We start from the raw sequence: 13,572 nt of genomic DNA, 5'->3' as shown, positions 1-13,572 counted from the left end.
AGTTCATAAACTGAAGCGTTGCATAGTAGTGATGTAAAGATAATAATATTACCTTTTTATAAAAAATGATTGGGGGTGAACTTTCAAGACATTAGGTAAAAACCATCTAAAATTTGCGATTTTGTATGATTATTTTTTGCCATTTGACGTCAGTAAGGGACGCAATGCGTACAATATACATCCCAGGCGTCCAGGCTCCGATATCATCCAGGTTGATTACATTTTCACCTTTCCTTGCAGCAACGCTTTTCCAGTAAACCGTTTTACCTGCAGCACTTACAATTGATAAGTCCACATTTTGCTGTTTATCTGAAAAAATAGAAATCTGTGCTTTTTGGAAAGCCGGATTAGGATATACCGACAGTTTCAGAGAATAAGGAAGCTGAAGCTGCAGAGGAGTACTTGTAAACTCACTGCCATCCATCACGGCCCTGATGCGATAAAAAACCTTCTGGGCATCTGCTGGCACCGAGCCATCTCCATAGGAATAAGCCTTCTGGGTAGCATTGGGATCAGCATTTGTTACCACAGCGATGGTTTGGTAAGTCTTTCCATCAAAGCTTCTTTGCACTTCATAATATTTTGCTTTCCCATTGATGATAGAGGCCCAGTTCAGTGCAGCCTTGCCACCTACGAAGTTGCCATTCAGGCGGATGTCCTTGGAATCCAGTACGGTACAATGGGGATCATAGATGATGTTGATGGTGTCGGAGGCATAAACTCCGCAACCGTTCATCAGTTGCTGATTTACAATATACGTACCGGGACTATTCACATAGATAGAAGTGCTGTCTTTCCTGGTCAAAATATTACCATCAGGTGTTGACCAGGTGTAGACGGATGTTGCATAAGGATTGAGCACATTAATCTTACTGATACCATTTGTAGTACAAAGTATGGATGTCTCTGCCGCCGCTTCAACTTCAGGCGACAAAAAGAAATCAAATGGGCCAACAAAATCCTTTAACGACGAACTAAAAGAAGTGGAAGTCCTGGTCTTTGCCAATATTCTTCTGAAGGGTAGACCGCAGGCGCTACCACCCAACAGGGTAACAGGATCTAATCCTAACTTGGTCAGGTTTACAGAAAACTCCAAAAATTCCCCTCCGGTAAAATTGTCAAGTATATTGTTTCCGGCGTCCAAAAACTTGAACGGACCGGCCCAGGTACCAGCACTTGATTGCACTCCAGAGTAAAAGCTGCCTGTTGTTTTGGGCCTGATAGAAGCATAAACATATTGTGAACTTGCAGAGGCACCATCATATATAAAGTTTCCCGAGCCGTCCTTTGCCCAATTAAAAGCAGCCGGTGTGATATTTAAGTCATTTTTATTCACCCAGATCCGGGCTTCAATAAAGGTAAGAGAAGCAGTACTGTATTCTGCGGTAAAAATGATGTCGCCTGGCTTTAAAATATTTCCCTGGGCGTCAAAGGTCCAAGAGGTATGCCCTTCATCGGGACCATAGTTGATAAATTTCCTACTGGCACGACTATAAAAAATATCGGTCTGGTACATTTCAAAGTCAAAATAGCGGTTACCGGTAATACCTATTATGGAGATACCGCCAAACAGCCACAGGTCATAACTGGTCGTCGGTCCCGATCTTCTGACGTGCACGAACATATCTTCGATATCATTTTTATCAGGCACCGACTGTTCAACAGGAGCGGTCCAGTCGGCTGGGCTCATTCCATTTTTACTACCAGTGGTAAAAGTAGTAGAATCGGGGCCATGATAATCCCGGATGAGTACTCCATCAATCAACATGCGGTTAAGCAATAGCGAATAAGATGGGAAACGCATTGGGCGGTAAAAGGGCAACTTACGATATGCAGGATCAATGGCATAGCGTGCAGCCATTGCAGCAGCGCCAGTGGTATCGATGATAAAAGTGCCTGCGCCAGTAATGTTTTTGTTGGTACCATCAGAAAACCAGTCATCACTAGCAACCACACTATCTTTTTTACATGAATTAGCTATTAATTCTGCATCCGCACCAAAATTAGCATTGACAACTGGATATATATACTGCGCATGCAGACTCGTACACAGAAATAAGAATAAAAGAAAGAATAAGGGCTTTCTCATATAATTGGTTTATAAGGATAATAAGTTCGTGAAACACATAAACGAGCTATGAGTAATCATTAATCCATAATGCCACATTGCTATAGAGGCTTGGAAGAACAATCATTTATTTGAATTTATATGTTATAGTATAGAAGCTGACCAGATTATTGCAATACTGTCTCTGCTAACCTAACAATGCATTTGTCAATAATCAAAGCTTTTTTGCATGTTACAGAGCTTTCGAATGCTGCAGTTGTTTAAAAGTTAAAACAAAGCAAGAGAAGAATAATGCAACAATTGAGTAAAAATTAAATGTTTTCATAAGGTTTAAATTTTAAATAAAATTATCTATGTTTCTTGCCAAAATCAATAACATGAAACACTAGTTTATTACGCACTTGTTACCTTAAAACAGCTACGGGTAAACTATTAGAGAAAGTGAAATTGCGATGGGTAAAGTACGATGTACGAGGGGCAGGAATGGAGAATGGTGGCCGGATTACTTTAACATTAACGACAACTAAAAGAAAGCCTGCTTAAATTTCACAAAATATCACTAGGTGCTGTAGAGACGCATAGAATGCGTCTCTACCCCCTATTCGTCATTTTTCATCTACTGCGACAATTTGGTTAGCACCCTTCTATTCAATCACCAATGGTTTACTGCTCAAATGCATTATTTCATGGCTTGTCGTTTTGTATGACAAGTTTTTGCCACTGGATACCTTCTGCAGATGTGATCCGCACAATATAAAGCCCGGGCGTCCAGGAATTGTTTTTAGTCAAAGTGAAAACATTGGCTCCCTGCTTTAAAGAAAGGTCTTGCTGGTAAACCGTAATGCCTGCAGCACTCACGATTGTTGCCACTGCTTTTTGCTGTTTCTCTGAAAAAATAGAAACATTCACATTCTGGTATGCAGGGTTGGGGTATACAGTCAACTTTACAGAATAAGCAAGTGGAACCAGAATCGATGAACTAATAAATTCTTCATTGGACATTATTGCCTTTATGCGATAAGACACTTTAAGGGTTTCCATTGGCACCTTATGATCCAAATAGGAATAAGACTTCTGAACAGCACCTGGCTCACTATTTTTCTGAACATAAATGGTTTGGTACGATTTGCCATCAATACTTCTTTGCACTTCGTAATACCTGGTTTTATCATTTATTGCTGACGTCCACTCCAGCAAAGGCTTCCCTTCCATAAGCCTTACCTTCAGTTGGATATCCTTAACGTCGAGGACAACACAGCTTGGATCATTTAACACAGTGATTGTATCCCTCGCATAAGCTCCACACCCATTCATCAATTGCTGGGTTACGATGTACATGCCTGGCTTATTCACATAAATAGAAGTTGGTTGTGTTTCATTGATAATATTACCATCTGGCGTGGACCACGTATAGATGGATGTTGCATAAGGATTGAGCACATTGATCTTACTGATGCCATTTGTGTTACAAAGCATGGATGTTTCAGCCTGCGCATCAACCCTTGGAACCGTAAAGAACGGGTAAGGTCCTACAAAATCATTTAACTCAGAACTAAAGGAAGTGGAAGTCCTGGATTTTACCAACACTCTTTTAAATGGAAAATTACATGCAGAGTTCCCCCATAAAGTAGTAGAATCTAATCCTAACTTGGTCAGGTTGACCGAAAACTCCATAAATTCAACGCCAGTAAAATTGTCCAGTACATTGTTACTGGCGTCAATAAACTTGAAGGGGCCTGACCAGGTACCAGCATTTGATTGCACGCCAGAGTAAAAATTGCCTGTCGTATTAGGTTTGATAGCAGCATAAACGTATTGTGAACTTGTCGAGGCACTGTCATAAACAATCTTCCCTTGGCTATCCTTTACCCAATCGAAAGCTGCTGGAGTGATACTCAGATCATTTTTGTTCACCCAGATCCGGGCTTCCAAAGATGTAAGGGCTGCAGTGCTATATTCCAAAGTAAAAATGACATCTCCCGAACTGCTGACCTTCCCCTGTGTATCAAAAGTCCAGGAAGTATGCCCTTCATCAGGACCATAATTGATAAATTTTCCGCTAGCATGATCATAAGAAATATCAGTTTGGTACATTTCTAGGTCAAAATAACGGTTACCAGTTGTACCTATAATGTTGACACCACCAAACAGCCACAAGTGATGATTGGAAGTATTTCCCGATCTTCTGACGTGCACGAACACATCTTCAATATCACTTATATCAGACATCGTCTGTGCATTTGGCGTACTCCAGTCGGCAGGACTCATACCATTTTTATTGGCACCTATTGTAAAGGCTGTAGAATCAGAGCCATGATGATCACGGAGGAATACTCCATCAATCAGCTGGCGGTTAAGCAATAGGGAATAAGCCGGAAAACGCATGGAACGGTAAAAAGACAACTTACGAAAATCAGGATCGATTGCATAACGTGCAGCCATCGCAGCAGCGCCAGTGGTATCGATGATTAAAGTGCCTGCTCCAGTAATGGTACTATTGGTACCATCAGAAAACCAGTCATCACTAGCAACCACACTATCTTTTTTACATGAATTAGCTATTAATTCTGCATCCGCGCCAAAATTAGCATTGACAACGGGCTTAAGATATTGGGCATGTAGACTCGCACACAGAAATAAGGAAGGAATAAGAAAAGTTGGTTTCATTAAATTGGATTTTATAAATGAAGTAACACCTATTATAAAATAGGCCCAAAAGCAGAATAGAACTACACTAAAAATGACATCTATATTTAAAAAGTTTTGGTCAATGACAATTCAGACCGTCTTACATTATAATAAGAAGGATTTAATGGACACTCATATGAAGTCATCATGCGCAGTTTATTCTTAAAGCCAATACCTGCTTTGATCAAAATAGTATTTACTGATCTTGTGCTCACTCCATAGAAAAATGTTGTATTGATTTTGTCCGAAGATTCTATCATTGCACCCAACAACGCGCTGATTTCCTGCTGCCTTGGTGATGATGTTCTCCAATGTAAAGTTTCTCGCCACGTCATACTTGTAAGATGCAACTTGGTATAGGCACTAAGGTAAATGATAGCATTACCTGTAAAATCTACTCTGCGACCCAAATACCCAGTACCCTTATGATCAAAACTATTGCCTGGACCAAAAATGTGATAGATGCCAATACCTGCTTCTAAGGTTACATCATCTCCATTATAAGTGTAACAAACTCCGGTGTTTACATCTGCATAGTCTGTCTTACCCTTAAAAACGCTATCATATTTAATGTAAAACCCTCCACCCGACAAACCTTCTTCATAATAGGGCCTGCTACGGTCTACTACACCTTGAGCCAAAGTAACCTGAGCACCCAGACTGAATTGGTGCTTACTAAGCTCCCAGGTAAACTTATCATGATCAGAGCCTAAATGTTGTGCAAGTGAGAATGCCAGAAATTTTCCTGTTAATGCAAAATCAGGATGAAAGTTTTGATAATAGCTTACGCCTATTCCCCAAAAACCTGTTTTGTTTTCTAACTTAACATCAGCAAAACCAGTTGCATGAAACAACACGGCGGGCTTAACACTCTGATAACTACCGAGTACACCTATCCGCGCTTTGCCTGAAAACTTTCCAGTTAGTGCGGGATTCACCATCAGCGGAGCGCCTTCGTATTGCGAATACTTAGCATCCTGGGCTTGTGAGACAATACACAAAGTGCACAACAGTGCTGTTAAAACAGCCAACATTTTCATTGTAACGATTATACTTTATAAACAATTAGTACCTACTCAGCATGCATTTTGATCACTCTTTATCATAACGACCATGGTAAAAAAAACAATCTTTATATCAAGCCACATACTCCAGTTTTCAGCATACCAGAGATCATAATTTACACGTCTTTTCATATGCTGTAATGTTTTGATTTCTCCCCGGTAACCATTTACTTGAGCCCAGCCAGTCATGCCAGGTTTCACAAACTGTCGGACCATATATTCTTGGATGAGTTTCGAATAATCATTAGTATGTTTCAACATGTGAGGTCTGGGACCGACTACGCTCATATTTCCAATTAATACGTTGAGAAACTGAGGAAATTCATCCAGACTTGTTCTCCTTAGAAAGCTTCCAACTTTTGTTAGTCGTTCATCATTTTGTGTTGCCTGTTTCATATCAGCATCATTATTTATCTTCATACTCCGGAACTTCAAACACTGAAATTGTTTATTATTTCTGCCTGTACGCTTTTGTTTAAAGAATATAGGTCCAGGGGACTCAATCCAGATGAGAAGGCCAACAACTGGAACCAGCCATGGCAGAATAAATATGACTACAAACAGACTTACAACTATATCAAATAATCTTTTTAAGATCCGGTTTCCTGCCTCATCTAAAGGTTCTCTGCGTAAGCAGAGTACTGGCATATCATTCAGGTAATCGATATGGAAAGAATGATTCATAAACAGACTCAGGTCGGGTATTACTTTGAATCGAATACAGCACTGATTAGCCTGTTGCATGAGTTGGTAAATTCCCAAATCATGTTCCGGAGCAATGGTTGAGAAGATTTCATCTACCTTCATCTGTTCTGATAACTCCATGGCTTTTTCAAGCGGACCCAAAATGGGATAATGTGTTAACTCCTGTATATGCTCTGCTTCTTCGCAAAAGCCAAGAATTTGAATACGTTCATTTTCTTCTTCCAGATAAGAAACTAACTTTTTAGCGGTATCATTATAGCCCAGGATCAACACCCTACGAGTAAAATATTGATAGTGGCAGAGATAGGAACGTACAACTAGGTAAATGCAGCGGTTGACCAGAAGCATAGCTCCCTGACTGCACAACAAAAATGCTACAAAGGACAGAGATAGTTTAAATTGATGAGCAAAGAACAAATAAACAAGTACAAGCACAAGCCAAAAGAAATACGTATGTATGGTGCGCCTGAAAAATAATTCAAATGAAGAAATATACTTTTCACTATATAGGTTGCCCGCGATCAGTACAACCAACCAGGAAGTATTTAGCCACAGATTCAAACGGGTATACTCTTGGCTATTAGAAAACGTTTCAAACCACAGCATCCCAAATTGCTGCAGCATGATGAGTACGTTCAATGAAATCAGGTCCAACCCAAAAACACAAAACTGCTTCAGGCGCAGAAATCGTTTATTCATAAGCAATCAATAAAATGGAAATATTACGCTTACTCCAACAATAATTTTGAAATAATATCGCAGAAAATAATTTAAGGACGATCTTGTCTAAACAGCTTTTTATTATCCAACTTGCCGCAAACTATTAAATGGCAAGTTTGTTGTCTGAAACGAAGCACAACTTGATTCAACATTAATGATGTTAATTTTATTCAATATACAATTACTAAAGCGTTTAAAAATAAGGCACTCGATAAAATAAGAAAACAAGATGCAGACAAAACTATAGACACACAATCTGCAAAGTTCATTACTGATTATTGTATCCAAGTAATCAGCCTGAATGATCAAGAACCAGTGTGAAATATAAATACCAAATGAAATGGGTGCGACCGGTTCAAATATTCCTAACGTTTGTTTAAATCCAACCCATTTCATTTTCTTCCAAAGAATTGCTAAAAGAATAGATATTATAGCAAATGAAAAGTGTCTTAATTCTAAAAAGGGACTAACGCCAATACTGAAACTGCTATTTTTATGAAGTACTACATTTAGTATTAGAATAAAAACATGTAATACCATAATCACCAAAGGTGTTTTTAAATTTTTAACCGTAATCTCAACTTTATTCAGATACAATTTCGCCATGTCAACCCCTGCCCACCATATCACCAGGTACATGAGCACTCTATTAAGGAAATTTGGGTGTACCAGATAGGTTAAAGCAGCAATTGCACCTATAATATAGACAACTGCAGATGATCTTTCCTTTAGTTTATTGACTAGGAAAAAGAATAACATGTAAAACCACCATTCATAGGATAAAGACCACAAAGGAGAATTACCCAGAAAAGGTTCACAGATTACATTAGGTTTCAGAAACGATATGTCCTGCAACATAAATATATTGCCCCAAAACGTCCACCAGTTTATCGGTCGAAATCCGTTTAGAGAGATAGAAGACAATACATAATGTGCAATAAAAACTATAATCAAGGGAAAGTAAATACGCAGCAAGCGTTTTAAGAAAAAAGTTCTAAATGACTTATCTTTTGAGTAACTGTATGCGTATTGAATAACAAAGCCGGAAAGCATAAAAAAAAGAATAACGGCTTCCTGCCCAAAACTGAACAGAAAAGAAATATCATTTCCGCCAATAGATAATTCCTTGGAAAAAATATGGTGCAGTACAACATAAACCGCGGCAAAGCCACGAACTGCTTCCAGTTTTACCAACCTTTTACTTTTATTTACCACGTTTCAAATTAATGGACTCACCTGCTAAGGAAATGATCAGGAACTTTAAAATAATTAATTAAAATGTTTGATAAACCTCGACAAAACTTCATCCATCGAAAGATGGTCTTCAACGTATTTACGAGCATTTTGTTTAATTTCAGAATGCTCCATAGAACAGATCCTTATTAGAGCTTTAGTAAATTCAACTTCATTTTCCGGTTCAACCAATATGCCAATGTTATTTTCATCAACCACCTGATAAAGGCTAGAACCTGGGTTCGCAGTAACCAACACCAATCCACCAACGGCTAAAATGTTATTGAGCTTTGAAGGCATAACTAAATCACTTGCACCTTTCTTTTGAATAACCAAATGCACATCCGCCATGTTGAGGAAAGCATTAAATCCATCTAAATGCTGCAATGGAAAAAAACAAATATTATCCAATCTTTCTTGTATAGCAGTTGCTTCTAAAATATCTTTATAAGGTCCTGTGCCGCATATAACAAACTTTAAATTTTTATGTGCTTTTAACTTAGACGCAGAAGTAAGAATCATTTCCAGGCCTTGCTTCTCACCAATGGCTCCTGAATAAAGAATGATTTTATCATCTTCAGCAAAACCAAACTGGTGCTTCAATTTTCCTTTTCCAGTCAGAGGATAAAAGTTTTTCAGATCGACCCAATTTGGTGAAAAAACTACGTCCTTCATAGTTTTTTCCTTCATTTTCCTGATCATACCTGTTGAAACAGCGCTGACCACATCAGCATTCTTGAGTATATACTTTTCAACATTGAATAAGGTATTGATTAAACCTTCAGATTGAATCATGTTTAACTCTTTAGCTGCATCAATTTGCAGATCCTGCACATGATACAGAAACTTGGCGCCTCTCAACTTTCGATACAATACGGCATGAAGACCTAAATAAAACGGAGGTACCACTGTAACTACATAGTCAAACTTCTTTTTGGCAAGTATCCTAAGTACACTTAACAATGATGACAGGTTAAATGAGACTTCCTGGATCAATCTTTTTAGCCCACTTGGCTGGCCAGGTACATATTGAGGACAACGATAAACAGTTATATCAGAGCTATTTCCCTTAATCACTTCTTTTTTATACCACTTATTTGAATAAGGTTGCTGAACTTTCCATTGAGGATAATAAGGAGAAGTTGTAATGACAGTACAATCATACCCCCGGTTAGAAAACCAATTGATCATTTCTCCATTGTATTTGCCAATACCGGTTTGCTCTGGAGTGAAATTTCCACCAATTAACAATAATCGTTTTTTCATATAGGATACTATTGAATCTTCAAAAGATAATTTGTTGGCTTTATCGATTGCGCTGTTCTCTCATTTTTATTTGAATCAGGAACTCATAATAACTTACATTGGCACAGTAGATAAATCCCGGCACACCTTCCAGAAAACCAAGATTAAGAAAATAAGCTTGTATAAAACGCAGAATAGGCCAACCAGGCAATCTACTTGCCCAGCACCTCAATGCAGCATTACGGACACTGCCATGGCGTGAAAAAATATTTTTGAAAGATGGACAATTATAAAGCCGGGCCATTGCTTCATGAGACGAATATATATTATGACGTTCCATCCAGTTTGACCAACCTTTAGAAAAGCAATAATGTAAATAAGGCACTTTAATATAGTTAATGACGCCAATGACAGATTCCTCCTTTTGCCCATGACCAAAATCGGTAAATTTTGCTCTACCTTTTCGTAATAACCTGAATTGCCACTTGGGGAAATTATCGCAATGTTTCAACCACTTTCCTTCCAACATCATCTTCCAGCAACAATAAAATCCCGCTACGTTTTCTCTGGCATTGCTCACTGCTTCAAAAAGAGCAATCCGAAATTGTTCGTTCACAATCTCATCTGCATCCAGAAAAAGAATCCATTCATAACGAACCGGCAGATGATCCAGAGCATAATTTCTCTGCTTTGCAAAACTTTCAAAAGGATTGGATGAAACGGAGACCCCATGATTGTATGCAATCTCAATAGTCTCATCTGTGCTGCCTGAATCCAGAACATGCACATCATCAGACCAGGCAACGGATTGTAAGCAAGCAGGTAGATTGATTGCCTCGTTTTTTGTTAGAATAATAACACTGATCATTGTTGGTTGCAATACAAATCAGCTTTAATTGATAACTTTCTATCTATCATAGGTTTGCAGGGATGACCGGCACACACCATCCATTCAGGCATATCTTTCGTCACAACTGATCGCGCTCCGATCACACAACCAGCACCTACCGTTATCCCAGGATGAATAAATGCCTCGGCTGCAATCCAGGCATGATCTCCAACTTGAATAGGCCTAGTGATCAATGGGAAACCAGGTTGGGTATAATCATGTGTTCCTGCACATAAATGCGTCCCCTGTGAAATAACGGTACGGCGGCCAATAGAAATTTTACCTTGGGAATACAATTTGACACCACCAGCAATGCCACATTCATCACCTAGTTCAAGATTCCATGGCGCCCATATGCTAACGCTAGGATATACGTGAACACCTTTTCCTACCTTTGCTCCAAACATTCGAAGAAGAAAACTTCGCCATGCATACATTGACTTAGGAGAAAAACGAAAAAATAAAAAACTGACCATTCCCCAAAGCAATCTGCCCAATCTGTTTTTAAGCGAAAATGATGGCCCTGTATACGTATCCTGGTTATGCATATTGTTGAGTCATTTAATTCAGATACTAACTGCCTTTAATAGCTTTCTTGCAACAGGTGCAATAGTAAAATTGGTTGCAAAACAATCCTTGGCACTCTGTCCCATTACTTGCCTTTCTGCTGGCGATAATCGTTCCCAACGCTCCAGTAAGGCCATGACTCCTTCAACTGTATCTTCCGCCACAAAGCCTCCGCCAGCACCTTCGATCTCCCGCCAAATGTTCACCTGCTTGGAAATCAGTACAGGCTTACCACAAGCCAACGCCTCTACTACTGCAATACCGAAGTTTTCCTGGTGACTAGGTAATACAAAAGCTTCGCACCCATAAATAGCTCCCCACTTAACCATACCTGTAAGCATACCAGGGAAGAACACATTGAAACGCAGTTGAGGATTCTCTGCAACCAACTCCTGCATCTTTAGTCCGTAAGGTGTTTTGCACCCCGGGCCAGCGATAATTAAGAGCGGAAATCGTTGATTGTATTTTAAGTTGTCCTTTATATGGGAAGCATATGCTTTGATCAACAAATCCACTCCTTTTTTTGGATGGATCCTGCTTAGAAAAAGTAGATAAGGGCGGCCTGCTACAAACGGGCACTTTTCATAGAATGCTTCACTCATTGACATATGGAAGCAAGGTGGGTTCTCCAACCCATACCCTATATTAATTTCCCTTTTTGGGTAATAAGATCGAAATGACTTTCGTGCTAAATGCAGCTCTTCTGCACATGTAAAGAGTACACCCTCTGCATTATTGACAACGCGTCCTTCAATAACTTTCCAGTAGATCCAATTTCTTATTGCCTTGAGCTTCCTGTTTGAAGCCTTTTGAAAGTACGGATCAAGCATGCCATGAGGCATGATAAAAAACCGAGGTCCCCGACTTTGTTTTAAATTATATTTTCCTGTGCTTTTTCGAAGCTTTTGAACAGCATCCCAAACTGCAAACCCGTGATAAAGCCAAAGTCCATGTACAATCACTACATCAAATCGACTTAGGTTTTTCAGCAGCCAAGGCTGAAGTTTAGAGCCATATTGCCAGGGCCCTCTCTTTGGACCAAGAGGATGAATAGGAAATGCATCATTGCCCAAAAATGAAGAAGAAGGTTCATCAAGGCAAACTACTTCATTATGAATGCCCAACTTTTTCAACTCTGATATAGAATTACGAATGCCTTCACACGGCCCGCCTGTTTCAGGATTCATACTAGCAATAACACGGAGAATTTTCATCCGAATAATACTTTTGTAGTACTTTTTTGTAAATCATTTCTATGTTCGAAATAGCCACTTCCGACTGAAATCGTTTTACATTTCTCAGCCCGGCATTCACAACCTCCCTACGATCTTCTGATGAAAGTTCAACAACCTTGTTTAATACATCGGCAGCCCCTCTTGCCCAGGAAGTCACTGCTGCTTCACAATTGGGACGACGAGAAATGAGAAATCCTGCACCACCAGCAACTTCTGTCATTGGTGCTTCGTTAGTAGTGATAACTGGACAGCCTGATGCCATCGCTTCAGCGATAGGCCAACCAAACCCCTCAGAAAGTGAAGGAAAAAGTAAAACTGAAGCTCCGGAATAAGCCATACGGACTAATTCATCATCAATGCCGCTGAGCAAATGAATATCATCCTTAAATGAAGATTGAGAATAGGTTCGCAACAAATCTCGGCTAGGCGAGGCACCAATCATAATTAAGGGCAGCTTTGCAGAACTATTAAAACGCCAGGCATTATATATTTCAATAACACCGATTCGATTTTTATACCATTGATTGCCCCCAACATGAAGTACATAGCCTTTTGATAAATCCAAACATGTTTTTTGCGCTAATATATTTCTTGCATATTCAACATCCTGCAGACCAAAAGGTTGGTTCAAACCATTATATATGACTTCTGATAAGGAGGGAGAAGGAAGAAACCGATGAAGATCCTCCCTTGTATTTTCTGATACAGAAATAAAATGCTTTCCTCTCGAAAACCCCCGGCGAATCAATCTTTGATATTGCTTTCCTGTCCAACCTGTTGCATGCTCTGGAATTTCACCCAATGCTGATTTTTGAGCAAGAAAATCATGGCAATGAATAATATGAGGTAATGTTGCGACCTGAGGCACCCATAGTCCAAGCGACTGATCCGCAAACACAAATAAAGTATCTCGAGAACAAGTCTTTATCCTGCGACTTATCTCAATAGGAAATAAAATGTACTGATCAAGGTAGCCCATCCACTTTCTCATAGACTTTGGCAATGGAAGCAAAAAAAACCGTGACTTAGGTCTCCACAGTTCAACTTTATGACCTCGCATCCTCATTCCTTTTGCCAACATCTGTACATACTTTGGCATACTTTGAGAACTAAGAAAAGGAGGATGTGTAAAAATTACAAGATTCATAAATGGAAACT

10 protein-coding genes are annotated in these 13,572 nt (G+C 39.3%); all 10 read right to left on the bottom strand.

What is annotated here, in order from left to right:
• Positions 1-106: 106 nt before the first annotated feature.
• The 10 genes from OCK74_RS00210 to OCK74_RS00165 all read right to left on the bottom strand — a co-directional run bounded on the left by OCK74_RS00210 (position 107) and on the right by OCK74_RS00165 (position 13,561).
• Positions 107-2,089 carry a T9SS type A sorting domain-containing protein gene (locus tag OCK74_RS00210; RefSeq protein WP_279294958.1) on the bottom strand — a complete coding sequence of 661 codons (1,983 nt, stop codon included), beginning with the start codon at positions 2,087-2,089 and terminating at the stop codon, positions 107-109.
• A gap of 663 nt (positions 2,090-2,752) precedes the next feature.
• Complete coding sequence (locus tag OCK74_RS00205) at positions 2,753-4,735, bottom strand: T9SS type A sorting domain-containing protein (RefSeq protein WP_279294957.1); 1,983 nt, start codon at positions 4,733-4,735, stop codon at positions 2,753-2,755.
• An 86-nt stretch (positions 4,736-4,821) separates the two neighbouring features.
• Positions 4,822-5,796 carry a type IX secretion system membrane protein PorP/SprF gene (locus OCK74_RS00200; RefSeq protein WP_279294956.1) on the bottom strand — a complete coding sequence of 325 codons (975 nt, stop codon included), beginning with the start codon at positions 5,794-5,796 and terminating at the stop codon, positions 4,822-4,824.
• A 36-nt stretch (positions 5,797-5,832) separates the two neighbouring features.
• Entirely contained in the window at positions 5,833-7,224 is a 1,392-nt protein-coding gene (locus tag OCK74_RS00195; RefSeq protein ID WP_279294955.1) for an undecaprenyl-phosphate glucose phosphotransferase, read from the bottom strand.
• A gap of 102 nt (positions 7,225-7,326) precedes the next feature.
• Positions 7,327-8,439, bottom strand: coding sequence for an acyltransferase family protein (locus OCK74_RS00190; RefSeq protein ID WP_279294954.1), 1,113 nt, complete (start codon positions 8,437-8,439; stop codon positions 7,327-7,329).
• Between the two features lie 75 nt (positions 8,440-8,514).
• Complete coding sequence (locus OCK74_RS00185; protein ID WP_279294953.1) at positions 8,515-9,744, bottom strand: WcaI family glycosyltransferase; 1,230 nt, start codon at positions 9,742-9,744, stop codon at positions 8,515-8,517.
• Between the two features lie 40 nt (positions 9,745-9,784).
• The gene (locus OCK74_RS00180; protein ID WP_279294952.1) at positions 9,785-10,591 is read right to left on the bottom strand and encodes a glycosyltransferase family 2 protein; all 807 of its coding nucleotides are present in this window, start codon (positions 10,589-10,591) and stop codon (positions 9,785-9,787) included.
• The gene (locus OCK74_RS00175) at positions 10,588-11,160 is read right to left on the bottom strand and encodes a WcaF family extracellular polysaccharide biosynthesis acetyltransferase (RefSeq protein WP_279294951.1); all 573 of its coding nucleotides are present in this window, start codon (positions 11,158-11,160) and stop codon (positions 10,588-10,590) included. The genes OCK74_RS00180 and OCK74_RS00175 overlap by 4 nt, the downstream gene beginning before the upstream one ends.
• Before the next feature lie 18 nt (positions 11,161-11,178).
• Positions 11,179-12,393: a glycosyltransferase gene (locus OCK74_RS00170; RefSeq protein ID WP_279294950.1), complete on the bottom strand. Its 1,215-nt coding sequence runs from the start codon at positions 12,391-12,393 to the stop codon at positions 11,179-11,181.
• Positions 12,368-13,561 carry a glycosyltransferase family 4 protein gene (locus OCK74_RS00165; protein ID WP_279294949.1) on the bottom strand — a complete coding sequence of 398 codons (1,194 nt, stop codon included), beginning with the start codon at positions 13,559-13,561 and terminating at the stop codon, positions 12,368-12,370. Before OCK74_RS00165 ends, OCK74_RS00170 begins: the two co-directional genes overlap by 26 nt.
• Positions 13,562-13,572 lie beyond the last annotated feature (11 nt).

It is taken from the genome of Paraflavisolibacter caeni, assembly GCF_025628885.1.
GTDB classification, from domain to species: Bacteria; Bacteroidota; Bacteroidia; order Chitinophagales; family Chitinophagaceae; genus Flavisolibacter; species Flavisolibacter caeni.
The sequence above is the reverse complement of the archived record's forward strand: the minus strand, read 5'-3'. Positions and strand labels throughout refer to the sequence as shown.

What these genes read in the sequence shown, in the direction of transcription:
- OCK74_RS00210 (WP_279294958.1), bottom strand. Translation starts at nt 2,089, where the DNA reads ATGAGAAAGCCCTTATTCTTTCTTTTATTCTTATTTCTGTGTACGAGT.
- OCK74_RS00205 (WP_279294957.1), bottom strand. Translation starts at nt 4,735, where the DNA reads ATGAAACCAACTTTTCTTATTCCTTCCTTATTTCTGTGTGCGAGTCTA.
- OCK74_RS00200 (WP_279294956.1), bottom strand. Translation starts at nt 5,796, where the DNA reads ATGAAAATGTTGGCTGTTTTAACAGCACTGTTGTGCACTTTGTGTATT.
- OCK74_RS00195 (WP_279294955.1), bottom strand. Translation starts at nt 7,224, where the DNA reads ATGAATAAACGATTTCTGCGCCTGAAGCAGTTTTGTGTTTTTGGGTTG.
- OCK74_RS00185 (WP_279294953.1), bottom strand. Translation starts at nt 9,744, where the DNA reads ATGAAAAAACGATTATTGTTAATTGGTGGAAATTTCACTCCAGAGCAA.
- OCK74_RS00180 (WP_279294952.1), bottom strand. Translation starts at nt 10,591, where the DNA reads ATGATCAGTGTTATTATTCTAACAAAAAACGAGGCAATCAATCTACCT.
- OCK74_RS00175 (WP_279294951.1), bottom strand. Translation starts at nt 11,160, where the DNA reads ATGCATAACCAGGATACGTATACAGGGCCATCATTTTCGCTTAAAAAC.
- OCK74_RS00170 (WP_279294950.1), bottom strand. Translation starts at nt 12,393, where the DNA reads ATGAAAATTCTCCGTGTTATTGCTAGTATGAATCCTGAAACAGGCGGG.
- OCK74_RS00165 (WP_279294949.1), bottom strand. Translation starts at nt 13,561, where the DNA reads ATGAATCTTGTAATTTTTACACATCCTCCTTTTCTTAGTTCTCAAAGT.